Below are 25,766 nucleotides of genomic sequence, written 5' to 3' on the forward strand. Positions count from 1 at the left end.
CCTGAGCAGGGGAGCGCTTCCGGGATGGGCCGTTTCGTGACCGTGCGCACAGGAGGCGGCGCCGGCAAACCGCGGGTCGCCGGGTCAGGGTCGCCCCATGGACCGGGGAAGGCCCTCCGCCGCTCCGGACGGGGCAGTCCCGGGGAAGGTGCCGGTCCAGCCTCCCGGTCCCTCGTCTCTCAAACCCTCGGGGTCGGTCCCGGTATCGCAATTTGCCCGGGCGGGGTGCTCTCAACGCCGGGCCGGGAACAGGTGGTCCCAGTCCAGGAGCGGCCGGAGAGCCCAGGCCAAGCCCGGTTGCCCGGCAAGGGTCGCACGGAAACGCTCTTCCAGAGGAGCCACGGAAGCAGACCCGTCGGACCGGGCATCCAGGAGGGCCAGGGTGGCGCCGAAGGCGTCGGCGATCCGCTCCAGGTAAGGAATTCCCCGGATCCCGTCGAGGAGGCGGCCCGCCGCCGCTCTTTCCGGGCCCGCCGGCCTCCCCGGGCCGACACGGGCGGCAACCCGCCATGCCAGCAGGCAAAAGTAGAGTTTTCGATCCTCCATCTGAAACGGTTGGCTCGCGGGGGGTGGCGGAACCCGGTCGAGGACCTTCACCGCCTCGTCGAACCGGCCGGCCCTCAGCCGGTGCATGGCCCGCACCAAGGCCACTTTCCAGCGGAAATACAGAAAGTTGCGGACGTCGTACGCCGGGTCTTTCTCCAGCTCGGCGATGCAGGCCTCGGTCTTTGCCAGCCCCTCCTCCGGCGACATCCCCCGTGCCCCTTGGCGACGGGCTTGCCGGAGGTAAACCTCCGCCTGCTGGGGCCGGAGGAAGAGCCGCTCCCGGGTCCGCTTCCGCGCATCGTCGATGATCGACTGGACCCGGCGGAGCGCTGCCGTGTCGTCGATCCCCGCGGCCTCCTCCAGGGCGTCCCGCATCAGTTCGCACTGGATCAGGACGAGCACGGCGTCCTCGAGGGCGGGGTTGAGTCGACGCGCCAGCGTCAGGGCCTGGATCGCCTCGCCCAGTTCGCTCCCCAGAGGCGTTCCCACGGCCATCCGGTGGCGGGCCAGCTGAGAGAGGACGTTCCCGGCCCTGAACAGGATGAAAGGATCGCTCGGGGCGAGGGAGACCGCCCGGCGGAGGGATTCCGCCGCGGTCTCGAGGAAGGGCAGGGGATTCTCGCCGGTCTGGCGGGCGCGGCCGATGCGAGCGAACTGCAAGAGACCGATCTGGAGATGAACCGCCGGGTTGTCGGGGTTGATCCGGCGGGATTCCTCCAGGTGACCGAGGGCCATGCGGAAAGGCGCCCCCGGGTCGACGCCGGTCCGGGCGAGGCGGTTGGCCTGGAGTTGATAGAGGGTGCCGGCCATCCGGTGGGCGTCGGCGGAACGCGGCTTTAAGCGGAGAATCCGGTTGACCACGCCGAGCGTCGGTTCGAGGTTCAGGTCCTTCCTCAGGTCGAAGTAGAAGATCTCCGCCGCCATGGTGTACAGCTCCCCCAGGGCCAGCAGGGCGTCCAGGCTGTCCGGCCGGGTCGCCAGCGCCCGCGAGGCCGCGTCGATCCCCTGCCGGTAGTGTGAGTCCATCGCCGGGGCCTCGATGTAATATCTCGCTTCCAGTTGACCGGCCATGGCCAGCGTCCGGGTGAGCGCCACGAAGACGTCGGGGTCGCTGCGCCCCACGGCCCCCGCTTCCTCCATCGAACGGATGGCCCGCCGGAAGGCCTCCCGGGCGGGGCCGATCTCGCCGCGGTCGGCGAGGCGGATGGCTTCCGTGGTCAGGATGGTCCCCGCGAGGACCCGACCCTCGTAAACCCACGGAGCGCGTCGCTGCAGGCGATCGAGGGCCTCGAGGGCCTCCCCGGAACGGTCCTGCAGGAAGAGGACCTGGGCCTCCACCAGCTCGGACGGCTCCGACGTGGCTTCCCGACCCTCCTCGATCAGGTCGAGGGCCTGGGACCGATGGCGCAGGGCGACCAAGGCTGCCCGGACCCATCGTTTCGCCGGGCCCACGCTCTCCAGGGCGCGCATTTCCCGGCGGTATAGACTCACCAGGGCCGATCCCAGGGCGTATGCCGTCTCGGGGGGGCGGTAACCGTCGCGATCCCGGGCGATGCGCAGGAGCCTCACGGCCTCGTGGTCGTCCCCCCGGATGAGCGCGCACCGCCCGAGGGCGGCGTGGCCGGGGCCCAGGGCGGCGGGGCCCGCCCGGCGAATCCGGTCCTCCAGGTGGGCGCAGCGTTGCTTAAACCACGCCTCCTCCGCCCGAAGGTCGTGAAGGGGAGCGGTCCGGGCGTAGCGCATGCGCTCCGAGAGGTACCGCACCTCCTGCTCGAAGGCGGCGGCGTGGCGGGCCTGCTCCCGGGAGAACCGGACGGCGAGCATCGCCCAGGCTGCGAGCCCAAGGATGACCAGGGCCGAGGCGAAGACGGTGAAGAGGAGCGCCCGCTTTTTGCGAAGGCGCCGCCACAGGCGATAGACCGGACCGTGCGGCCGGGCATGGATGGCCTCCCCGTCCAGAAAACGCCGCAGGTCGTCCGCCAGCTCCCGGGCCGAGGTGTAGCGTCGCTCCGGTTCCTTCTCCAGGCACTTCATGACGATGGTTTCCAGGTCGGGATGAACCCGGGCGTTGGTCACCCGGAGCAGGGTGGGTTCCTGGTTGAGGACCTTGAAGATCATCTCGATGGGGTTGGACCCGTCGAAGGGTGCCTTCCCGGTCATGACGGTGTACATGGCCGCGCCGAGACTGTAGACGTCCGACCGTCCGTCCAGGCGGTTGAACTCGCCGCGGGCCTGCTCGGGGGACATGTAGGCGGGTGTCCCCATCACCTCCCCGGTGAGGGTGACGCCGGCCTCCCCCTGGAGGCGCGCCAGTCCGAAGTCCGTCAGAACGGCCCGCAGAAGCCGGTCGGAGCGCTCCACCAGGATGTTGCCGGGCTTCACGTCCCGGTGCACCAGCCCGTGCAGATGCGCCGCCGCCAGACCGTCGGCGACCTGCTGGAAAACGACGGCTTTCTCCCGGTTCGTCAGTTCGTCGGAGACCTGGGAGAGGGGAAGGCCGGGGATCAGTTCCATGGCGATGTACATGTGGCCGTCCACCATGCCCGTCTCGTACACGGGGCAGACGTTCGGGTGTCGTACGCGGGCCATCGACTTCGCTTCCCGGGCCATCCGCGTGGCGGCATCGGGGTCGGAGTGAGAAAGGATCTTCAGCGCCACCTCGCGGTCGAGGCGCTCGTCCTGTGCCCGGTAGACCCTCGCCTGCCCCCCGGCGCCAATGAAGCCGGTGATCCGGTAACTTCCGACCGTTCGCCCTTCAAAAGCGTCATGGCCGCTGTCCGATGGACCGGGCAGGACGTGGGTCGGCTGCAACGGGTTCGGGATGGTCACAAGCGCCTCCGGGGCGAGAATAGGGGTTTTCTCCCGGCTTGTCAAGGCGGGTTGACCTGCGCCCCGGTTCCGTTTACAATGACCTCACCGTTGTGCGAAACGCCCTCTCGAGAGATGGACGATGGATTTTCCCTTCTTTCACCTGGACCTTCTCGGGAACCGGATGCTGGTGGCGGTGATCGCCACGGTGCACGTCTGGATCAACCACGCCATGGCGGTGGGGTTCATCCCCGTGGTGGTGACGATGGAGTTCGTCGCCGCCCGCCGCCGCCCCGCCGACCCCGCGGGGGCGGCCGCCCTGGACGCGCTCGCCCGCCGCCTGATGCGCGTCGGGTTCATCCTGACCACCTCCGTGGGCGCCCTGACGGGGGTGGGGATCTGGTTCTCCACCTCCCTGGTGAACCCGGCGGCCATCGGGAGCCTCATCCGGGTCTTCTACGGCGCCTGGTTCACGGAGTGGCTGGTTTTCGTCCTGGAAGTGGTCTTCATCATGCTCTATTACCTGACGTGGAAAGCGGAGGACACCCCGGGGGGAAAGCGGCGGCACCTTCTCCTGGGGGCGGGCCTGGCCGCCTTCTCCTGGCTCACCATGGCCATCATCACCGCCATCCTGGGCTTCCAGATGGACCCCGGGAGCTGGCTGGAGCGCAAGTCGTTCCTGAGCGGCTTCCTCAACCCCCTCTACGGCCCCCAGCTCTACTTCCGGACGGGGTTGGCCCTGTGCGCCGGCGGCGCCTTCGCCCTGCTGCTGGCCGCGTGCTTCGTCAAGCGCGGCGACCCCCTGCGGGAGCGCGTCACCCGGTACCTCTCCTTCTGGACCCTGCTCTGGGCGCCGGTGTGCGCCGTCGGCGCCTTCCTCTACCGGGCGGTGATCCCCGAGGCGATGCTGCAGAGCGTTCCCGTGGCCGTCACCACGCTGCCCTACCTGGAGTGGTACGGGTCCCTCCGCACCGTGATCCTGGGCGCCGCGGCGGTGGCGGTCCTGGTCGCCGCCTGGGGGGCGGCCTTCCCGCGGCGGGTCCCCCGGGCGGCCCTGGTCCTCCCCCTCGTCGCCCTGTTTCTCTTTCTCGGGTACTTCGAACGGGTGCGGGAGTTCATCCGGAAACCCTACGTCATCGGGGGGTACCTCTACGCCAACGGGCTCCGGGTGGAGGACTACCCGCTTTACCAGCGCGACGGGGTCCTCCCCCACGCCGCCTACGCCCGCGTCCGGGAGGTGACGCCGGAAAACCGGCTCCCGGCGGGGGAGGAGGTCTTCATGCTGACCTGCAGCCGGTGCCACACCGTCACCGGCATGAACTCGGTGGTCCGGAACTTCCGGCGGCTCTCCCCGCCGGGCGCGCCCCTCGACCCGGCCATGCTGCGGGACTACATCCCGGGGATGCACCGGGGGCGCTACTTCATGCCCCCCTTCCCGGGGAACGCGGCGGAAGTCGATGCCCTGGCGGCCTGGATCGCCCGGATGGACCGCCGCCCCGTGGCCCCCGCGGGCGCCCAGTCCGCCGGCGCCGTCAACCCGTTCGCCGACACGCTGGAACCGCGGGCCGCCAAGGAGGGCCCCACCCCATGAACGCGCTCCCTCTCCCCCTGGGCGCCCCCCCGCTCCCCCGGGACATCCCCCTCCCGCTCCCCCTGCCGGAGTGGGTCCTGGTTCCCCTGCTGGTGCTCTCCTTCCTCCTGCACCTCCTCTTCGTCAACCTGATGCTGGGCGGGACGCTGGTGGCCTTCTGGGCGGAGTGGCGGGGACGCCGGGAACCGGCCTGGGCGGGCCTGGCGCGGGCCGTCGGGCACACCGTGACCGTCAACAAGAGCCTGGCGGTGGTCCTGGGGGTGGCGCCCCTCCTGTCCATCAACGTCCTCTACACCCTCTACTTCTACACGGCGAACGTCCTGACGGGGAACGCCTGGATCTCGGTGGTCCCCCTGGTGGCCGGGGCCTTCCTGCTCCTGTACCTGCACAAGTACGCGCCGCGGGCCCTGGCGGCCAGGCCCGGCCTCCGGCTCCTCGTCCTCGGCCTGGCGGCGGCGGTCTTCCTGGTGGTGCCCCTGATCTTCCTGGCCAACGTCAACCTGATGATCCTGCCGGAGCGGTGGGGGGACGTCCGGGGCTTCTGGTCCGCGGCGGTGATGCGCAACGTGATCCCCCGGTACCTCCACTTCCTCTGCGCCTCCCTGGCGCTCACGGGGCTCTTCCTCTTCGGTTTCATGCGGCGGGCCCGCTTCGACTTCGCGGCGCACGCCCCCGGGCTCGACCGCGGGCGGGTCCTGCGGGGCTGGTACAAGCTGGCGATGGGGGCCACCCTGGCCCAGTTGGCCCTCGGCCCCCTGAACCTCCTCACCCTCCCCTGGCGGGCCATGAACTGGACGGTGGCGGGGACCTTCCTGGCCGGGGCCGCGCTGGCCCTTTTGGCCCTGCACTGGATGGCGTCCGAACTGCGGGGCCCCGCGGCGTCCCTGGGGCGCCGCTTCGTCCCCGTGGTGCTGATCCTGAGCTTCACGGTGCTGGTCATGGGCTACGGGCGGCACGTCTACCGGCAGTTCGCCCTCTCCCCCTTCCGGAAGGCGGTGGAGCAGGCGGCGACCGGCCCGCGGACCGAACGCCCCCCGGCCCCTGCGCCTCCGGCGACGCGGCCGGAGCGGCGCGGGGTGACAGAGGAGCCCGGAATCTTTCGGTGACGACTGCGATTGCGATTGCGGCTGCGATACCGATACCAATTGCGATACCGATTGCGATACCGATACCGATTTCGATTCCGATTCCGACCCCCATGAGACAGACTCCGGACCTACAGCCCAACCCGGATAAACCGGAAGCAAACTGCGGATGAACACGGATAGTCGGAAGACTGAACCACGAAATACACGGAAGACACGAACGGGATTCCGGGGCGAAGGCATGGTGCTCCCGACGGCCCTGATTCCGGCCTGAACCCCTTCAGCCTAAACCACGAACTCCACGTACAAGGACCGTTCCCGGGAGGGAAATCCGGATCAGAGTGACAAGGGGTTGACTAAAAAGCGCCTTGAAGTCCGAAGCTAAAACCGAGTGACCCCTGCCGGTTTGTACAGCCGTTCATCCTGTGGGTCGTTTTGTAGTGATCCCTGACGGCCTTTTCGGGTGCCGCTTTTCGTCCTCTGGTTTCTCGGTCCTTTTCGTCCTTTTGGTCTTCTGGGTCCTTTCGTCCCTTCTCAACTCCCCCCCCGGCAAGAGGGCCGCCCGAAACACCGGCTTGCGTTTCCGTCGCTTTTCCGATGCCGTCGCCAACGGCTGTGGATACGCCCTGCACCGCAGGGCAACCTCCTGGACCGCCCGCGCCTGCCGAAGCCTGCGCCCCTTCTGAAAACGCCGATGACGGCCGTTGAATCCGTGCCCGATCGGTGGTACGCTTTGCGGCGGCAGGACACGAACATTCGGCATTTTCATGACAGGTGCGGGAGGGAGGCAGAGGCATGATCACCTGTCGCGACTTCCTGAAGGGGGCCGGTGCGGCGGCGGCCGCGAGCCGGGCAGCGCCCTGGTCCCCCGCTACCGTCAGGCCACCGGGCGTCGGCCTCGTCATCCGGAACGGACGGGGCAACGGCATCCGGGTGGGAAACGGCCCCTGCACGCTCCCTCGCGACGACCGGCGACGCTGGGACCCGGCTCCGGCCGGTAGTGATCCGGGAGGGACGGGAAATTGAACGACGACACCACCCGCCATTTCCAAGACATGAAACCGGATTCACCCCCGTCGGGGGAGTCCCCCCTCGAGACGACCCTCGAGACCCCGGACAAGATGCTCGGCGGGTTGGCGGCCTCCATCCGGGACGTGGAGGACAAGCTCCTCGGGCGTGAGAACCACGGGGAGGCCGACCCGCTGATCGGCACCACGGTCGGGCCGTACCGGGTGAACGCTTTCCTCGGGATCGGCGGCATGGGCCGGGTTTACCGGGCCACCGACACCCGGCTGAAGCGGACGGTGGCTCTCAAGTTCCTCAAGATGAACGACCCCGGGCCCATCGCCCGGCTGCTGCAGGAAGCCCAGGCCCTGGCCCGCCTCGATCACGGGAATGTCTGCCGGGTTTTCGACGTGGGCGAAATCGAGGGGAAGCCCTTCATCGCCATGCAGTACATCGACGGGGTTTCCCTGTCGCAGCAGGCGGGCGAACTCTACCAGGAGCAGAAGCTCCGCCTGATCAAGGCGGCGGCGGAAGGGTTGGGGGAGGCGCACCGCCTGGGGCTGGTCCACCGGGACATCAAGCCCGGGAACATCATGCTGGAAAAGGCGGGGGTCGGGAACTGGAAGCCCATCCTCATGGACTTCGGCCTGGCCCGCCAGGTCGGCGAGAAAGGGGTCTCGGTTACGGGGGAGATCATGGGGACCCCGATGTACATGGCCCCCGAACAGGCCGCCGGGAAGGTTCACGACATCGGCCCCCGGACGGACGTCTACAGCCTGGGGGCGACCCTGTACGAACTCCTGGCAGGGCGACCGCTCTGGGAGACCGAGAGCCCCGTCAACACCCTGGCGTGCATCCTCCTACAAGACCCCCTCCCGCTCCGGGCCGTCGACCGGCGGATTCCCGAGGACCTCGAGACCCTCGTGATGAAGTGCCTGGAGCGGGACCCGTTCCGGCGCTACGTCGACGCCTCGGAACTGGCGGCCGACCTGGGCCGTTACCTCGAGGGGGAACCCGTCCTCGCCCGGAAGGCGTCCGTCGGTTATCGCCTCTGGAAGAAGGTCCGGAAGAACAAGGCGCTCTCCCTGGTCCTCCTGCTCTCCCTGGTGATGGTTGCCGCCCTCTCCGTGCTCTGGGCCCGCTCTGCCTACCTCATGGCGCGGAAGGTGGAACTGGCGGCCCTCTTCGACCGGGAGATCCGCTACGTGGAAAGCTACGTGGCCTGGGTCAGGGGACGGCCGCTCCACGACACCCGAAACGAGATGAACTTCATCCGGGCCGGGCTCGACCGCATCCGGTACCGGATGGAGCGGGAAGGCCCCGTCGCCCGGGGCCCGGGGAATTCCGCCATCGGACGCGGCCTTTTGGCGCTCGGGGAGTACGCCCCCGCGCGGGACAACCTCCGGAAAGCCGTCGAGGAGTTCGATTACCGGACCCCGGAAGTCTGTTACTACCTCGGGCTGTCCCTGACGAGGCTCTATGAGGCGGAAATCTTCCGGATCCAGCTCATGGACCCGTCGAATCGCCCGGCAGCGAGGGCCCGGGCCCTCACCGAACTCCGGGACCCGGCCCTCGCCTATCTGAAGGAGGGGCGGGCGGTGGTGAGCGAATCCCCCGAGTACGTGGAAGCCCTGCTGGGCTATCTCGACGACCGGTTCCCGGAGGCGGAAGCCAAGGCCCGGGAAGGCCTGGCGCGTTGCCCCTGGCAGTCCGACATCGAGGCGCTCCTGGTGAAAATCCTTTTCAACCGGGCGGAAAGTTCGGGCGACCGGGGCGACGCGAAGAGCGAGGCCGCCTTCCTGTCCCAGGCCGGACACCTGGTGGACGACCTGGTCCGGCGCTACCCCAGCGACATGACGTCACGCAGGCTGCGGACCTACCTCCTGTACCTCCGACTCAGGCGCAGCCTGGCCGGAGAGGACGTCAAGGGCGCGGAAACGCTGCTGGCACGGGCCAAGGCGGAGAGGACCGCCATCCGGGCCATCGATCCCGGAGCGGTGGAGGCGACGAAGGTCGTTCTCCTCTCGGAGTACAACCTGGCGGAATTCCTGATCCAGCGCGGGATCGACCCGGATACGCCCCTCTACGACGAGGGCCTGCACGAGGCCCGGCGGATGGTGGAGACGGCGCCGCAAAACCCGACGGGCTATCTCTACACCGGGGCGTTCCTGCAGCTCAGGGCCAACGCGCTCCCGCCGGCCGAGAAGCAACGGGCCGCTTCCCTCCTGGCAGAGGCAGCCGCCATCCTCCGCCGGGGAGAGCAGCATGCCGGGGACGATGCCGCCCTCTTCAGCACCCAGCTCGGGAACACGCTCTACGGCCAGGGCAGCATCCTCCGGCGGCAAGGGGGAGACCCCACGCCGCTCCTGGACGAGGCTATCGGCGCCTACCGGCGGACCATCCGCTTCTCGGGACGCGACGCCCTGCATTACCAGAACCTGGCGACCGCCCTCCTGGAAAAGGGGATCTGGTTCACCAAAGCCGGGAAGAACGGGATCCCCCTGGTCGTGGAAGCCCGGGAAGCCTTCCGGAAGGCGCTGGCGTTGGACGCCGGGCTGGATTTCTCGCCCGTCGGGATCGCCATTGCCCTGGAAGTCGAAACGATCGGGGCGCTGTCTCAGGGCAAGGACGCTTCCTTCTGCCTGAAGGAGTTGCGGGACCTGGCCATGGCGCCCACCCTGAAAGAGTCGCTCCGGAAGACGATCCTCCCGGTGTATTTCGAGGCGCTGCAGAACCGGGGGTACGCGGCCTTTCGCGATGGGGGGGACGCCCGCGACGTCCTCGCGCTGTACGGGGAGACGCTCCGACAGTGGGAAACAACGGCTCCGCCCACGGAGCGGGAAAACACGCATCGCCTCATGTACCATCTCCTCGAGGCGGAGGTGGAGCTTGCAGGTTCGCGATCACCCGAGGCCGCCCTGAAGGCCGCGGAGGGAATCCTGAAGGCGCTGTCGGACCCGGCGAACCCGCGGGTACTTCTGCTGGAACGCATCCGGTTCCACCGGTTGCGGGGGGAGGAGGCCATGCGCGCCGGCGGGGGTGATCCTGAACGGGAATTCCGCAAGGTGGACACCCTCCTGAAAACCCTTTTCAATATTCAGAACCGGGAAGCGGTCGCCGCCATGGCCGCCGAAGCCGGCGCCCTGAAGCTGGACCGCGCGCTCCTGGCCAAGTCCCCGGAGGCCCGCCGCGACCTGGCAATCCGGGCCCTGGACTGTTTCCGCCAGGCCCAGGCGAAAAATGCTCTCATCGCTCTGGAGTACAGCGCCCGGATCCGCCGGGCCCGCGCGCTGGCGAGCCAGCCATGATTCCCGACCCGGACGAAACGAAAAACAACCACGAAATACACGGAAGACACGAACGGGAAAGAACCACGAACCACACCAACCACACGAACCTCCTCCATCCCTTCGGGATGCCGCCGACCCTCCCGATCTCTTGCGCATTTTGCCGAAGACCTTACTTCAAAGGGACTACGCTTTCTCCCGGGACTTCGCCCGGTGAAAGCGGCCTCAGAAGTCAGCCGGACGCGACAACATGTTGGGCAGAATGCATTCGCTAAAGCGCTTAAAGCGCCTAGGCTTTTCCCAGGACTTCGTCCGGAAAAAGTGGCCTGGGAAGGCAACCGAAATCGACAACATGCTGGTTAAAGCGCAGCCGCTAAAGCGCCTGGATCGGTCCAGGCATCTCCCCGGGACGCCTCCGTATCCCAGCGCCTTTGCGAGAGATCCAGGAGTACGGAACGCCCACCGCGGCAACGGGCGGGTGTCCTGGCCCTGAATCGTGCTCGCCACGCCCTCGCCCTGCCGGGATCGTTCCCTCTGCGTCTTCACCCCGTCAGGGGTGAAATATTTGTAGAAAAGGCAGTTATAAAGATTCTTCTCCCCCGCGCGCCGCCGGCCGGGGAACGGGCCCCGCGGCACAATCTCCCCCCGGCGGCGCGCGGGGGAAAATGAAAAATAACCTCTTTTGCTTCCTATATTTAACCCCTGACGGAATGAGGGAGCGGTGGCGATCGGCGGGAAAACCCGCCCGGGGGCCCCGTCTCCTCGAACGTCCCCCCGGCCCGCCACGAAGCCGGATGCACGGAGAATCACCCCTCTGCCAACCCGTTGGTTCGTCTGTCCTTTTGGTCCCTTTGGTCCTTTGGGTCCCTTTGTCCCTTCGCCGTCCCGTTTCCGCCTGATGGAACGTCATCGCCGCTCCCCTTTTCCCCCTTCCGAAAGGCGCGTGGGTTGCGTTGAGGCCGCGCCGCTCCGGCGGCCTGCGCGGCGCGGGCAAAGCGGCGCTCCGGCAGCCTGCGCGCCGCACTCCGCGGGTGGTGGACGAAACACCTGAAGCGCGCCGCACTGCGCGGGTGGGGGCGGGGCACAGGCTACCTCCGCGCCGCAAGTCAGCGGCGACGCCCGGGATCCTTCGGTGCCGATTTCGACGGCGTTTGCGATGCCTGTTCCGACTGCGATGCCGATTGCGGCTGTGTTATCGACTGCGATACCGACTGCGGCTGCGATACCGACTGCGGCTGCGATACCGATTGCGGCTGCGATACCGATTGCGGCTGCGATACCGATTGCGGCTGCGATACCGATTGCGATACCGATACCGATTGCGATACCGATACCGATTGCGATACCGATACCGATACCGACCCCGATGAGACAGCCTCCGGACCTACAGCCTCCGGACCTACAGCCTACAGCCTACAGCCTACCGCGTCACCTCCTCCAACGCGATGCCGAGGGCCTTCGCGACGCCCTCGCCGTAGGCGGGGTCGGCCTTGAGGCAGTTGCCGATGTGGCGGACCTTGATCTCCTTCGGGGCGTCCCCCATGGCGCGGGCAGTGTTGCCGAAAAGCGCTTCCTGCTGCTCGGGGCTCATGAGCCGGAAGAGCAGGCCGGGCTGGGTGTAGTAATCGTCGTCGTCCTTTCGGTGGTCCCAGCGGTCCGCGGCCCCCTGGAGGGGCAGGGGCGGTTCGGCGAAGGCCGGCTGCTGCTGCCACTCGCCGTAGCTGTTGGGCTCGTAGCCCAGGGTGGAACCGTAGTTGCCGTCCACGCGCATGAGGCCGTCGCGGTGGTAGCTGTGGACCGGGCAGCGGGGCGCGTTCACCGGGATCAGGTGGTGGTTGACGCCGAGCCGGTAGCGCTGGGCGTCGCCGTAGGAAAAGAGGCGCCCCTGGAGCATCTTGTCGGGGGAGAACCCGATGCCGGGCACCACATTGGCCGGGTTAAAGGCGGCCTGTTCCACGTCGGCGAAGTAGTTCTCGGGATTTCGGTTCAGTTCCATCACCCCTACCTCGATCAGCGGGTAGTCCTTGTGGTACCAGACCTTGGTGAGGTCGAAGGGGTTGTAGGGGCACGCCGCCGCCTGGGCTTCCGTCATGACCTGGAGGGACAGCGTCCAGCGGGGGAAGTCGCCCTTCTCGATGCTCTCGTAGAGGTCGCGCTGGTGGCTCTCGCGGCACTTGCCGACCACGGCCTCGGCCTCGGCGTCGGTCAGGTTCCTGATGCCCTGGTGGGACCGGAGGTGGAACTTCACCCAGACCCGTTCGCCGGCGGCGTTGACCAGGCTGAAGGTGTGGCTGCCGAACCCGTGCATGTGGCGGTAGGACAGGGGGATGCCGCGGTCGCTCATGGTGATGGTGATCTGGTGCAGCGCCTCGGGCAGGGAGGTCCAGAAGTCCCAGTTGTTCTTCGCGCTCCGGAGGTTGGTCCGGGGGTCGCGCTTGACGGCGTGGTTGAGGTCGGGGAACTTGAGGGGGTCGCGCAGGAAGAAGACGGGGGTGTTGTTCCCCACCAGGTCCCAGTTCCCCTCCTCGGTGTAGAACTTGACGGCGAAGCCGCGGATGTCGCGCTCGGCGTCGGCCGCGCCACGCTCGCCGGCCACGGTGGAGAAGCGCACGAAGAGGTCGGTCTTCTTCCCCACCTCGGCGAAAATCTTCGCCCGGGTGTAGCGGGTGATGTCGTGGGTGACGGTGAAGGTGCCGAAAGCCCCGGACCCCTTGGCGTGCATGCGTCGCTCGGGGATCACCTCCCGGTCGAAGTGGGCGAGCTTCTCCAGGAACCAGACGTCCTGGAGCAGCTGCGGGCCCCGGGGGCCGGCGGTCTCCACGTTCTGGTTGTCGGGCACGGGGGCGCCGTTGACGCGGGTGAGTTTCTTGTCCATGAGTCCTCCTCCTGCAAGGTGTAGTTTTGACGGTCCGGCAAAATGTCCCTCTCTCTCTCAGAGGCACGGAGGCACGGAGAAATGCAGATCGTATTTCTTGAAATCAACAATCCTTATGATTCTTCTCCGTGCCCCCGTGCCTCTGAGAGATTTGAATCCGGGCTTTTTGCAACCGTGTCAATCTTTACTTCATCCGGGAATCGTGCAGACGGGCCGGCGTCGCACGCGGTCCGGTTCGAACCCGTGTCCCCGTCGGGTCACTCGTCCCTGTGATCGGCGGGGAGCGCGGGCGCCGACCCTTTCGCGGGATCTTTCGCCTCCCGTGCAGCGCAGCGGCGGCACAGGCCCCGGACCTCGACGCGGGCGGTCTCCACGCTGCCCATGGCCCGGACGGCATCCGGGAGGTCCAGGCGGTCGAGGGCCTCGCAGGCGAAGTCGTGCGTGGCTCCGCACGCCCGGCAGACGAAGTGGTGGTGGGGCCCCCGGTTCGCGTCGAACCGGGTCCGCTCGCGGGGCGTCCCCAGGGTGGACAGGAGCCCGAGGTCCACCAGCAGCCACAGGGTGCGGTACACCGTGTCCAGGGACACCGAGGGGAGCCGTTTCCGCACGCCGCCCAGCACCGTCTCGGCGTCGGGGTGGTCCCCGGACGCGGCCACCACCCGGAAGATCTCCGTCCGCTGGGGGGTGAGCTTGACGCCGGCCCGCCGGAGGCCCTCCCGGAACTGTTCCAGGCGCTGTTTCATGCCGTCCGGCTCACGGGTCATGCAGGCCTCCCGATGTCGCATCATTCCTAAATCAGAATAAACTGACAATACCATTTTGTCAAGGGCATTTTCAACCACGGAATACACGAAAGACACGAAAGACACGAAAGACACGAAACCGTCCGCAGGCGCTCAAGCAGGCAGCCGGCGGGCGGCCCGACGAGTCAGAGCCGCGCGCGTAAGCAAGCGGTCGGTTTTTCGGGGATGGACCGCTCCCTTACGGTCGCGGTTCTGAGCGGGGATGGACCGCTCCCTTACGGTCGCGGCTCTGATCAGCGTTTCGTGGTGAGGGTGTCGAGACCCGGCTCAATGTCCCCGGAGGGCGCGGATGGGTTCCTGGCGGGCGGCGCGCACAGCGGGGTAAAAGCCGAAGAAGATCCCCACGGCGAAAGCGAAACCGAACGCCAGGCCCGTCACGGGCCAGGAGATCACGACCGGCCACCAGCCCAGGGCCGTGGCAACCCGGCAAACGCCGAGGCCCCCGAGCGCGCCGGCGGCGCCCCCCGCGCCGGCCAGGATCCCGGACTCCAGGAGGAACTGGTTGCGGATGTCCCGGCGGAGGGCGCCGAGGGCGCGTCGGAGACCGATCTCCCGGCTGCGCTCCCGGACGGACATGAGCATGACGGCCAGGATCCCCACGCCGCCCACCAGCAGGGTGATGCCCGCCACCGTGGACACCAGGAGGGTCAGGGCGCCGGTGGCCTCCCGTTCCGCCGCCAGGAGGGTCGCCTGGTTCTGGAGGGTGAAGTCGTTCGCCTTCTCCCCCAGCCGGTGCCGGCGCCGAAGGAGGTCCTCGATCTCCTTCTCCGCCTGACCGATGACCGCTGTCGAGCGCGCCCGGACGTAGACCGCGTGGACGTAGTCCTGGTTCAGGATTCGCCGGAGCGCGGTCTCGAGGGGGACCACCACCCGGTCGTCCTGGTCGAAACCGTTGATGTCCATGCCCTGGGGCTCCGTGACGCCGATGATTTCGAAGGGGACCCGGTTGATGCGGACCTGCCGGCCCAGCGGGTCCTCCCCGTCGAAGAGGTTGGCCGCCGCCGTGGGCCCGAGGAGGGCCACCCGCCGGACGGCCCGCGCCTCCTCCGCGTCGAAGGCCCGCCCCGACCGGACGCGGATGTTCCGGATGTCCAGGCCGTCGGCGCTGGTGCCGATCACGGTGCTGACGGCGTCCCGGTCCTCCCGGCGCAGGGGGAGCTTCCGGGAGACGGCGGGCGCCGCCAGCAGCACCGAGGGGCACTCCTCGGCGATGGCGCGGGCGTCGGCCACACTGAGGCTGCGCACGGTGTCCATCTGGCGCTGGCGGCCGGCGACGATGGCCGTCTTCCCGGCGTTCACGATCAGAAGGTCGGTGCCCATGCCGGCGATGCGGGCGAGGACCTGGGCCTGGGCGCCTCGCCCCGCCGCCGTCATGACGGTGACGGTGCCCACGCCCACCACGATGCCCAGGATGCTGAGGAAGGTCCGCAGCTTGTGGGCCGCGAGGATCTCGGCGGAGAGGAGGAGGCTTCGGGAGAGTTTCACCGGAGCGCGTCCACCGGGACGAGCCGGGCGGCCCGGCGCGCGGGCTGGATCCCGAAGACCGTGCCCACCGCCAGGGCGAAGGCCAGGGACAGGGCGAAGGGTTCCCAGGAGACCACCGCCGGGACCCGGGCGAAGGCGGCGAGCGCCGCGCTCACCCCCCACCCGAGGAGGCTCCCGGACACCATGCCCGACGTGGTCACCGCGAGCGACTCCACCAGGAACTGCCGGAACACGTCGCCCCGGGCGGCGCCCAGGGCGCGCCGAAGGCCGATTTCCTTCCGCCGCTCCGTCACGGAGACGAGCAGGATGTTCATGAGGACCACCCCGCCGACCAGCAGGCTCAGGGCTGCCAGCGCCGACAGCAGCCAGGTGAGGGTCCCGGAGATGCCCCGGGCCATCCGGGCCACGTCCGCCGCGGAGAAGACGGCGAAATCGTCCTCCCGGGGCGGGGTGATGTGATGGCGTTCGTGCAGGAGCCGGCGGACCTCGTCGGAGACCGCCGTGATGCGGCCGGGGTCGCTCACCTTCAGGCGGATGTTGGTGATGTGGTCCTGGTTGAACACCCGGCGCATCCCCGTGGAGAAGGGGACGATCAGCCGCCGGTCGAACTCGTCCCCCTGGGGGCTGGTCCCGCGGTGTTCCAGCACCCCCTTGACCCGGAAACGGGCAAGCTCCACCCGGACAAACTCGCCCACGGGGTCCCGGTCCCCGAAGAGGTCGCGGGCGGTCAGCTCCCCCAGCAGGCAGACCCTGGCCAGGCCGTTCACGTCCTCGTCCGTGATCGGGTCACCCACGGCGGGGTACCAGTCCCAGGCCTCGTGCCACTCGGGGCCCACCGCCATGACGGTGAGGTTGACCTGGCTGCTTTCCCCCTTGACGGACACGTTCCGGCGGATGGTGAAGGGGGCGACCACGTCCACGCCCGGCACCAGGCCTCGGATCGCCTCGGCGTCCTCCACCCGGAGGGTGGTTACCCCCTCCTGGGGAGGGGCGAAGCCTTTCCCGCCGCCCGCCGTGACCATGACCGCCCGGGTTCCGAAGGCGTTGACCCGTTTCATCACCTGCCGCTCCGTTCCCTCTCCCACGGCCATGATGACCGTCAGGGCGGCGACGCCCACGAGGGTGCCGGCCATCATGAAGAACGTCCGCAGCTTGTGGTCGGCCAGCGACCGGAAGCCTTCCCGCGCCACCCTCAAGGCCCTCATTCCCGGCCTCCCCCGTCGAGGGCCAGAAGTTCGTCTTCGGCGTCCAGCGCTTCGGTGACGGGCCGGTCTTCGGCGACGCGGCCGTCCTTGAGGACGATGACCCTCCGGGCGTGCCGGGCCACCCCGGGGTCGTGGGTGACCAGGACGAGGGTCCGTCCCTGGGCGTGCAGGCGCCGGAAGATGGCCAGGATTTCCAGCCCGCTCCGGGTGTCGAGGTTGCCCGTGGGCTCGTCCGCCAGGATGAGGGAGGGTTCGGTGATGAGGGCCCGGGCGATGGCCACGCGCTGCTGCTGTCCCCCCGACAACTGGTTGGGCCGGTAGTGCGCCCGCTCGGAAAGGCCCACGGCGGCCAGGGCCCGCTCCGCCATCTCCCGGGCGGAGTCGGGGTACGCGTCGGCGTAGATCAGCGGCAGCATCACGTTGCGGAGGGCCGTGGCGCGCTCGAGCAGGTGGAACTGCTGGAAGACGAACCCGATCTTCCGGTTCCGCAACCGGGAGAGGGCGTCGTCGTCGAGGTTGACCATGTCGATGCCGTCCAGCCGGTAATGGCCGGCGGTGGGTTTGTCCAGGCAGCCGAGGATGTGCATCAGGGTGCTCTTCCCGGTGCCGGAGGCCCCCATGACGGCGACATATTCCCCGGCTTCGACCTGGAAGGAGACCCCCTTGAGGACCGCGGTTCGGACCGTGCCGCCGTCGTAGGTCTTCTCGATGCCCTCGAGCGCGATCATGGCGTTGCCCCTGAAGTTCCCGGCGGGGTCGGGGGGTCCAGGAGGATGGCCTGGCCCTCCCGAAGACCGGAGGTGATCTCGGTCCACTGGGAATCCTTCCACCCGGTGCGGACCTCCCGGGACTGCGCCCGGCCATCCCGGGACAGGTAGACGACGCTTTTCCCCCGCTCCCGGCGAACGGCCCGGGAAGGGACGGCCAGCACGTTCTCACGGGTGTCCAGCGCGATGGACACACTGGCGGTCATCTCCGGCCTCAGCATTTCCTGCGAGGGGTCGTCGATCCGGACCACCACGTCGTAGTTGACGACATTTTCCTGGATGACGGCCTTGGGGTAGACGGCCGCCACCACGCCGCTGAATTCCCGGGCAGGGAAGGCGTCCACGGTGAAGGTCGCCTTCTGGCCCACCTTGATCTTGCCGATGTCCACCTCGTCCACGAACGTGTCCACCTGGAGGCGTCCCAGGTCGATGATGGTGAGAAAGGTGGGCGCGTTGAGGCCGGCGGCCACGGTCTCCCCTTCCTGGGTGGCGACCGAGGCCACCACGCCGGTGATGGGGGCGACGATGGTGGCGTACTCCAGGCGGCTGAGCGCCCCGGCCAGCGCCGCCTTCCGGGCCTCGACCCCGGCCTCGGCCGTCCGGAGGTCGTCGGGGAGCCGCGTCCGGGCCAGGTCCAGTTCGGCCCAGGCGAGGCTCTCCCGGGCTTCGGCGCGGTCGAGTTCCTTCCGCGCCACGTCCAGCTGGTTCAGGGAGAAGGCCTTCTTCTCGTGGAGCACCCGGGCCCGCTCCCAGTCGAGGCGCGCGTAGCGGACGGCGGCCTGGGCGTCGGCCAGGGCCGCGGCCGCCCGCTCGATCTCCACGGGGCGCTGGTTCCGGACGGCGGCGAGGCGTTTCTCCGCCTCGGCAAGCCCCGCGCGGCAGTACAGGACGTCCGCCTCCAGTTCGGTACGCTCCAGGAGGGCGAGCACCTGGCCCTTCACCACCCGGTCGCCGACGTTGGCGCGGAGCTTCTCCACCCGGCCCGAGAGGCGGGACCCGACGCGGACCTCCGCCCCGATCTGCGCCTTGACGGAGCCGGTGGCCGACACGGAGGCGGTGATGTCCCGGCGGGCCACCGCGGCGGTCGCGGGGGTTGCGGCCAGTGGCCGGTCGCTGCGCAGAAGCGGCCACAGCAGGACGAAGGCCCCCGCCAGGGGGAACAGCACGGCAAGAGTGACGATCAGTTTGCGGGTTTTCCTTTTCATTGCGTTACGTGCCGGACGGTGCTTTCACCCCGCACCGCGCGATGTTGCGATAGCGCCCCTTTATACCAGAAGGCCGAGAGACGAAGAAGAAAAAACGAACGGTCGCTCCCGGCCTGTCGACCTACGCCGGCAGGACGATCAAAACCGGGGAGCGCCGGCGCACTCCCCGGCCCTCACTTCTTCCCCGTCGTTTTACCGGGGCGGGGAAGACCCTGGATATATTTGCCCAGACGTTCCATCGCCTCGGTGTTCTCCGCCCAGGGCGCTTCGGGGTTGTACCGGAACCGCCGCCCGAGGGCCTGGTGGAGCAACTCGCTGCACTCTTCCTTGTAGAAAAGCCCCAGGTCGTCGTCGGCGAAGGCGACGAGCAGGCTCTCGAGACCCTGGCGCCGGTCGGCGGCCAGCGCCTTGCGGACGTACGCCATCCGTTCCTCGGGCCCGGGAAGCTTGCGGTAATCGGAGATCCGGCCGGCATCCACGAAACGGCCGACCCGCTCCAGGAGTACCCGGCCCTGCTCGTCCGCCTCTATCTCGTGTCGCGCGGCCGCGTCCGACTCGTCCCTGTTGATGTCCTCCTCCACCTGCCGGGCCTCGTCGCTCACGGCGATGCGGGAATCGGCGATCCACCTGCCGGCGGCCCAAACCCCCAGGCCGAGAAGCGCCACGACGCCGAGCCCGGCGGCGAAGGACCGCCAGGCCCGCTTGCGGTCCTCCGCACGCACCAGGTAGATCACCACGCCCGCCAGGGCCAGGGCCACGCCGTAGAACGCGATCACGGCGGGGCCGCTGGGCAGGTCCATGTACCACGAAAGGTACAGGCCGACGGTGGTGACCAGGGTCCCCGTCCCCCACCCGATGAGCAGCTGCAGGCCGACGCGCTGGGTCAGGGAGAAGGCCAGGATTGCCGGGGCCACCAGGAAGACGAACACCAGGAGCACGCCGGCGACGCGGGTCGATACCGTGATCACGACCCCGAAGGTGAGGTAGAAGAGGAAGTCCCAGAGCCGGACGCGAAGCCCCAGGGCCAGGGCCTTCTCCGGGTCGTCGGAGATCTGGAGGAACTGTTTCCGGCATAGGAAGTGAATGCCGCCGATCACGAGGTAGACCACCGCCGCCAGGAGGACGTCGGCCCACGTGGCCCACAGGAGGTTGCCCACCAGGATGTCCTTGAGGTGCTCCGCCCCCCGGGTCTTTTCGATCACCAGGATGGCGACGGCGCAGGAGACGGCGTAGCTGAGCCCGATGATCGCTTCCTGGGGGACCCGCTCGTGCCGGAAGCGGGTCACGGTGAAGACCGCCGCGCCGATGAAGGTGAAGGCCATGGAGAACAGCAGGGCGCCGGTGGTGTCGGGCATGATGCCGAAGAGGAAACCGACGGTGGTGCCCAGGGCGGCGATCTGGGCCAGGGCCAGGTCCACGAAGATCACCCGGCGCTTGAGGACGTGGATGCCCAGGTAGGTGTGGATCGCCACCAGGACCAGGCACTCGACGAAGGGGGCGCCCATCAGTTCGAACATGTTCATGGGGACGCTCCTTTCTCAGCGGAAGAGCTGCCCTTTGCGGGCGGTTTCCTGCACGGCCTTCTTGAGACTCTGGATCCAGATGTCGAACTGGTCGAAGAAGGTGTTCATGCCGGGCTGGCCGCCGGGGGCCAGGGCGACGACCACGGGGACCGCCCCGACGCGCTCCGCGACCTTATTGACCTGGCCGATGTCGAAGTAGTTCTCGGCCCACATGATCCGGATGTTCTGGGCCCGCATCTTCTCGATCACCGTGGTGATGTGCCCCGGGGTGGGCGGGATGCCCGGTTTGGGTTCGAGGTAGTCGACGATGTCGATCCCGAACAGCTCCGCGAAGTAGGTGATGTTCTTGTGGTAGGCCACGATTTTGAGGCCGCGCAGGGGCTCGGCTTCCTTCATCCAGCCCCCCAGGCGCCCCAGGAGGGGCTGCCCGTGGTACTGCTTCCCGGCCAGGAAGGGGACCAGCTTCCCTTTCTGGGCCAGGTCGGTGAGGAGCTTGCCCCCCAGAAGCTTGACCAGCTCGGGCCCGAAGGTCCGCCGGTCCACCTCGTCGATGAAGCGCTTCAGGTTCTGGTCGAAGTAGGCGGCGTGCTCGGGGGCGTTGCGCTTGAAACCGACGCAGATGTTCTCCGCGATGATCTTGCCGTTGAGGGGGCTGGTGTGGATGTGCGGGTTGCCGTAGATGTGAACGTCCCCTTCCGCCCGGGAGACGGTGACGGGCTGTTCCGCCAGGCAGAGGCCGGCGCTGGCGGAGACGTAGCCCTTCTGGCCGCTCCGGATGCTGGGGTTGCCCGACATGTCCACCAGCGCCGGGGACCACATCTCCAGGTCCAGGCCGGTGGCCACGTAGACGTCCGCGGACTTGAGCATCACCGCCAGGCTGGGCTTGGGGCGGACGATGTGGGGGTCCTGGTTCCCCTCGACGATGTGGGAGACCACGACCTTGTCCCCGCCGACGGCTTCCGCGATGGAGTGGTAGGCCGAGTAGGTGACCACCACCCGGAGTTTGCCGTCCGGCGTGCGGGCGGCGGCGCTGACACAGAAGAACAGGGCGCAGAGAAGGGCGACGATTATCGACTGGTTTCTCATGGGTCATCTCCTCTCAGTATTTTTCGTGCTTGTGCGGGCCGGCGGCGAAGTTGAGCTGGAACAGCAGGCGGTTGTCGGTCCGGTTGGTGAAAATGCCGTCGGCGGTCTCGAAGGGCAGGTTTCGGCCGTACTGGTACTCCATGCGGAGGTAGACGAATTCGCTCTGCCAGAAGGTGACGTAGGGGACGAGGTCCCAGGCCGTGACGTTGTGCAGTCGGTGGGTGGGCCGGGCGATGTCGCCCCGGACGCCCACGAACCACCGGGGGGAGAGTTGGTGCTGGACGTAGGAGTAGATCCCCCAGGACTGGGAGGGCGGGACGACGGGCAGGTCGGGCATCTTCTTGTCCACGAAGTAAAACTCCGTCCGCCAGGTGAAGGACTTGTACTTGGCTTTCTCGGGCGGCGACCAGAAGAGGGTGAGGTCCGCGCCGGCAGCGAGAGTGCGTCGCCGGGGTTCATCAACGAGTTGGCCGGTGGCGTCCGGCACGCCCCGCCGGTTGTTGAACCCGAGCATTCCGGTCAAACCCAGTTCGAGGTAGGTGCTCGGGGAGAGATCGTAGTAGTTTTTCAGGTGGACCAGGGTGCTCGGGATGCTGAAGTGCTGCCCGGAGAAAAGGGTCTCGTTGTCGCCGTCCACCACCTCCAGGGTCAGTTCGTTGGCGTGGGCCCAGAGCTTGGGCATCATCCACTTGACCATGAGGCCGTTGCCCACCAGGCCGCCGTCCCCCAGGACCAGGCCGAGGGCCGCGGGGTAGCCGGTCTGGTCGAGATCGTGCCCGTGCCAGCGGTTGAGGATGCCGAAATTCTGCCGGAAGCGCCCGGCGGTGAAGGAGAACGAGGGGACGATGCCGGACCAGGTGATGTACACCTCCTCGATGTCGACCCCGTGCTCCCGGGAGAAGTTGAGGGCGCTCTTGAAGGTGGAGTAGGGGTCCAGCTGGTGTTGGAAATTCAGGCAAACCTCGCGCACCTGGAAGCGGCTGCGGTCGGTTTCGGTGGCGTAGAATTTGCCGTCGTCGAAGATCACCTGGCCGAGCAAGTCGGTGGAAAAGGTGATCTCCGGGTTGAGCTTCTGCAGGGCGAGGCCCCCTTCCAGGAACTCGCGCTGCTCCGGCGCGGCCCCTTCCTCCGTGTGAGTGGCCGCGGCCTGGGCCTCCTGGATCAGCCGGCTCTGTTCCGCCTCTCCCTCGCGCTCCAGGAGGGCGCCGAGTTTTTTCTCGAGTTCCTGGACCCGCTCCTCGAGCAGGCGGATCCGCTCGTCGCGGTCGTCCGGCGCGGCAACCGCCGGGCAGGTACAGCGTCCCGCGGTAAGAACAGCCAGGACGCTGAAAAACAAAAGTGATTTTCGCATGTCGATGCACTCCTTGAGCGGGGCCCCGCCGAAAGCGGCGACGGCCCCCTTGCCCTTGGGCAGGTGGGAGGATCGGCCTCAACGGCCGTCAGAGACTGGCGGGATGATCAGGAGAGGAGGGCGGGAGGGGAGTGCTTAGGGGAGACCAGGACCAGAGGACAGGACGGGGAAAAAAGGGACGTGGACACCCCGGGCAGCGGGGATGCCGGCACCGGGACCCTCGACAGGGAATGGGGCTCTCCCGTGAGGGACTTCGTGTCCAGGAACTGGTTCAGGGAGTCGCAGGCCTGATGCGGGTTTCCCCGGAAGATTTCCCCGGGGCCGTTTTTGCGGAAACAAGATCCGTCCTGGCCAACGCAAACCTGATCGGGACCCTGGCCCCCCCCCTGTCCGGGGTACACGTTTTCGATCTGATCGTGAACAAAGCAGAAAGTGTGGGCGTGGTCGGCGAACTTGAGGTGCAGGATCTGGTAGGCGGGGTGAACGCCGTAGGTGATCAGCAACAACACCAGCGAGAAAAGGCGGATGCCGGGGCTCATTTGCCGCCCCCGGCCCGATACCGCTCTTCCTGCTCCGCTCCGCTGCCTGTTCACCGCGTGCTCACCGGTTGCCTCCCCCGAGGGGGGAATGGGAATAAAAAATGTATTTATAACACTGCCAGCCCATCGGGACAAGGCCAAAGACAGGGTGATGCCGTGCCGGCCAGGGCAGAGCTGGAAGGGGACCACCGAAAGATCTCTGCTTGAGCCATCGCGCGGAGAACGACGGACTTTTCCAGGGCAGAGGGTCGGGGCGAGGAGCGAATTGACCCCGCGATTCCCGAAGGATGGCCGGCGGAGAACGCTCACTTCCGCCCCACCATGAGGAAGACCGGGTACCGGCGTGTCCCGCCGTCCCTTCCCGGCTTGACAATCTCCGAGGCGGTCCGGTGGCGGACCTCCTGGAATCCCGCCGCGCGAAACAGATCCCGCAGGGCTCCCCGTTCGAAGCCGAAGTGGAATACCCCGGTGTTGTCGCCGTGGAAGGTGCCGTCCTCGGCGTCCAGGTCGGCCAGGGCCAGGTGCCCCCCCGGGTGAAGAACCGCGTGAAAGGCCTCCAGCAGCGGCCCGGGGTCCGGGACGTGGTGGAGGGTCATGGCGCTGACCGCCAGGTGGACGGGGCCGGGCAAGGGGGCCTGCGCGTCGATCTCCCGGTGCAGGGCCCGGACGTGGCGCAGGCCCGATGCGGCGATCTTCCCCTGGAGGACCTCCAGCATGCCCCGCGAGGCGTCCACCCCGACGACGGAGCGGACGCGGGGGGCCAGGGCCGTGGCGAGCAGGCCCGTGCCGCACCCGAAGTCCAGGACGTCCAGGTCGGGGCCGAGGGCGACTTCCCCCGAAATCGCCGCGAGGAGGTCTTCGGCGAGCCTAAGCCGTTGCGGCGTGTCCCAGTTCGCGGCGAGTTGGTCGAAATCCCGTTTTTCCAATTTCTTTCCTCCGAGTTGTGAAACTGCGACGCGAAACCCCGTCAGTTCGCCACGTGCACGAAGAGGCGGTAGGACCACGCCACCCAGGAGGCGGTCGTCCACCAGGGGGTGGTCACCACCACGTAGTAGGTGCCGGTGTTGGACACGGTGGTGTAGGCCATGGCCTCCCCGCCGTAGACCGCGGAGGGGCTGCTCCCCGCGATGGCGAACTGGCAGGTGAAGCTGTCGGTGGGGTCGCGGATGTCCACCTCGCCCTCCAGTTCGGAGCCGACCCAGTTGGCGACGAGGCTGGCCGTGATGGTCTGCCCGGCCGTCAGGTCGATGGCGTAGTAGTCCTTGTCGACGACCCCCAGGGGACGGTAGTTCGTCCCCAAAACCTCCACCGGGGCGGTGATGGGCTGGGCGCCCGCCGCGACGTTGTTGGGCTCCCGGTCGTAGGCCACGTGGCGCCAGGTGTCGCTGAGCGGGATGGCCGGGATCGCGGAGTAGACGGTCCTGCCGCCCGCCGCGGCGCTCTTGAGGGCCATCACCGCCACGTTGACGGTGCTGCTGAACCGCACGTAGCCGTGGAACCGGTTCCCGAAGGAGACGCCGCTGAAGAGCTGCGAAAGGTAGCGGGACACGTGGCCGTCGTGGGGCACCGTCACCTCCGCGGACGCCAGGGGCGTGTGGTCCCCGTTGCGGGCGAAGAGGTCCACGGTGACGGTGGCGTCCCAGGTGCTCGGGTTGGCGATGGCGAAGCCCATGTCCACCGCCGGCGAGCCGAAGCCGTAGTCGGAGGAGCTGACGTTGGCGTTGAAGACCGACAGGGTCGAAGACGGCGAGGGGAGCACCCCCACGGCCCACTCCAGGCGCGGCGGGTAGACGCTCAGGTCGTAGTACTGGAAGTCGGAACTCAGGATCAGGGGCTGGTCGGACACCACGGTGGCCCACCCCACCTCCAGGGCCTCCAGGGGAATGCTCAGGGTGACCACGTGGACCGTCTCCCAGCTCTGGAGGGTGAAGGTTCGGCTGGACCAGGCGCCGGCGAGGCCGGGGCGGTCCCAGCTGTCCACGTTCACCGTCCAGGCGGAGCCGTCCTCGTGGAAGAAGCTGAGGGTGACGCTGGCCGCCGTGGTGGGGCTGGCGTTGCAGAGGGCGAACTCCTGGGCGAAGCCGTTGCTGCCGATCTGCCCGTCGGCCACGTGGGGGAAGTAGTAGGTGGACCCCACCCCCGTCACCGCGGGCAGGAAGGGGGCGGTGAAGATCAACACGAGAGCGAGAGAGGGGAGACGTTTTGCAGGCATGGGGACCCTCCTTGTCGAGACGTTGCCGGCATCCGGATTTGAAGCGAAGAACCAAGGTGATTCTATCACGAAATCGTCAACGTCCTCAACCCCCGTACGCGCCGCCTGCGTACGCGCCGCCTGCCGGGCGGCGCACCCTGGCTCGCTACCCTTGTCGCCACCCGGCAGGTGGCGCGTACGGGTGCGCTACCCGGCATTGGATCTTGGGGTCCCTTCGGTCTTTGGAAGCTTCGGGTCCCTTTGGTCCTTTTGGTCCTTTTGCCCTTTTAGGCTCAATACTGCTCACTTTGTGCTTGACTACTGCATAGAAATCTTATATTCTTTCCGTGGATACTACGGAAAGGATGTGAGATATGCCAAAATCCGATGCAGTTCTTCCAGGAGGCACCCGCA

At 67.9% G+C, this 25,766-nt stretch carries 16 protein-coding genes; 3 read left to right on the forward strand and 13 right to left on the reverse strand.

Features of this window, described 5'->3' with window-relative positions:
* Window positions 1-231 precede the first annotated feature (231 nt).
* Window positions 232-3,375, reverse strand: coding sequence for a protein kinase (locus tag KA419_16450; GenBank protein MBP7867524.1), 3,144 nt, complete (start codon window positions 3,373-3,375; stop codon window positions 232-234).
* A 121-nt stretch (window positions 3,376-3,496) separates the two neighbouring features.
* Here KA419_16450 and KA419_16455 point away from each other — a divergent pair, with 121 nt between their 5' ends.
* From KA419_16455 to KA419_16465, 3 genes are all read left to right on the forward strand, one after another.
* Window positions 3,497-4,945 (forward strand): cytochrome c, encoded by a 1,449-nt coding sequence (locus tag KA419_16455; GenBank protein MBP7867525.1) that lies wholly within the window; start codon window positions 3,497-3,499, stop codon window positions 4,943-4,945.
* Complete coding sequence (locus KA419_16460) at window positions 4,942-6,051, forward strand: cytochrome C (protein MBP7867526.1); 1,110 nt, start codon at window positions 4,942-4,944, stop codon at window positions 6,049-6,051. The genes KA419_16455 and KA419_16460 overlap by 4 nt, the downstream gene beginning before the upstream one ends.
* A 1,001-nt stretch (window positions 6,052-7,052) precedes the next feature.
* Window positions 7,053-10,343 (forward strand): serine/threonine protein kinase, encoded by a 3,291-nt coding sequence (locus KA419_16465; protein ID MBP7867527.1) that lies wholly within the window; start codon window positions 7,053-7,055, stop codon window positions 10,341-10,343.
* Window positions 10,344-11,742: 1,399 nt separating this feature from the next.
* Here KA419_16465 and KA419_16470 read toward each other — a convergent pair.
* The 12 genes from KA419_16470 to KA419_16525 form a co-directional block, all read right to left on the reverse strand.
* Window positions 11,743-13,197 (reverse strand): catalase, encoded by a 1,455-nt coding sequence (locus KA419_16470; protein ID MBP7867528.1) that lies wholly within the window; start codon window positions 13,195-13,197, stop codon window positions 11,743-11,745.
* Between the two features lie 257 nt (window positions 13,198-13,454).
* Window positions 13,455-13,940 (reverse strand): transcriptional repressor, encoded by a 486-nt coding sequence (locus KA419_16475; protein ID MBP7867529.1) that lies wholly within the window; start codon window positions 13,938-13,940, stop codon window positions 13,455-13,457.
* A 327-nt stretch (window positions 13,941-14,267) separates the two neighbouring features.
* Complete coding sequence (locus tag KA419_16480) at window positions 14,268-15,485, reverse strand: ABC transporter permease (protein MBP7867530.1); 1,218 nt, start codon at window positions 15,483-15,485, stop codon at window positions 14,268-14,270.
* Window positions 15,482-16,690 (reverse strand): ABC transporter permease, encoded by a 1,209-nt coding sequence (locus KA419_16485; GenBank protein ID MBP7867531.1) that lies wholly within the window; start codon window positions 16,688-16,690, stop codon window positions 15,482-15,484. The genes KA419_16480 and KA419_16485 overlap by 4 nt, the downstream gene beginning before the upstream one ends.
* On the reverse strand, window positions 16,687-17,418 hold the full coding sequence (locus KA419_16490; protein MBP7867532.1) for an ABC transporter ATP-binding protein: 732 nt from the start codon (window positions 17,416-17,418) through the stop codon (window positions 16,687-16,689). The genes KA419_16485 and KA419_16490 overlap by 4 nt, the downstream gene beginning before the upstream one ends.
* A complete protein-coding gene (locus KA419_16495) occupies window positions 17,415-18,662 on the reverse strand; it encodes an efflux RND transporter periplasmic adaptor subunit (GenBank protein ID MBP7867533.1) in 1,248 nt (415 codons plus the stop codon). The genes KA419_16490 and KA419_16495 overlap by 4 nt, the downstream gene beginning before the upstream one ends.
* 173 nt (window positions 18,663-18,835) lie before the next feature.
* A complete protein-coding gene (locus KA419_16500) occupies window positions 18,836-20,185 on the reverse strand; it encodes a metal ABC transporter permease (protein ID MBP7867534.1) in 1,350 nt (449 codons plus the stop codon).
* A gap of 15 nt (window positions 20,186-20,200) precedes the next feature.
* On the reverse strand, window positions 20,201-21,271 hold the full coding sequence (locus KA419_16505; GenBank protein MBP7867535.1) for a zinc ABC transporter substrate-binding protein: 1,071 nt from the start codon (window positions 21,269-21,271) through the stop codon (window positions 20,201-20,203).
* A gap of 13 nt (window positions 21,272-21,284) precedes the next feature.
* A complete protein-coding gene (locus tag KA419_16510; GenBank protein ID MBP7867536.1) occupies window positions 21,285-22,622 on the reverse strand; it encodes a hypothetical protein in 1,338 nt (445 codons plus the stop codon).
* 107 nt (window positions 22,623-22,729) lie between these two features.
* On the reverse strand, window positions 22,730-23,161 hold the full coding sequence (locus KA419_16515) for a hypothetical protein (protein MBP7867537.1): 432 nt from the start codon (window positions 23,159-23,161) through the stop codon (window positions 22,730-22,732).
* Between the two features lie 305 nt (window positions 23,162-23,466).
* Window positions 23,467-24,087, reverse strand: coding sequence for a class I SAM-dependent methyltransferase (locus KA419_16520; protein ID MBP7867538.1), 621 nt, complete (start codon window positions 24,085-24,087; stop codon window positions 23,467-23,469).
* Between the two features lie 41 nt (window positions 24,088-24,128).
* A complete protein-coding gene (locus tag KA419_16525; protein MBP7867539.1) occupies window positions 24,129-25,373 on the reverse strand; it encodes a hypothetical protein in 1,245 nt (414 codons plus the stop codon).
* Window positions 25,374-25,766 lie beyond the last annotated feature (393 nt).

It is taken from the genome of Acidobacteriota bacterium (assembly GCA_018001935.1).
Lineage (GTDB): Bacteria > Acidobacteriota > JAAYUB01 > JAAYUB01 > JAAYUB01 > JAGNHB01.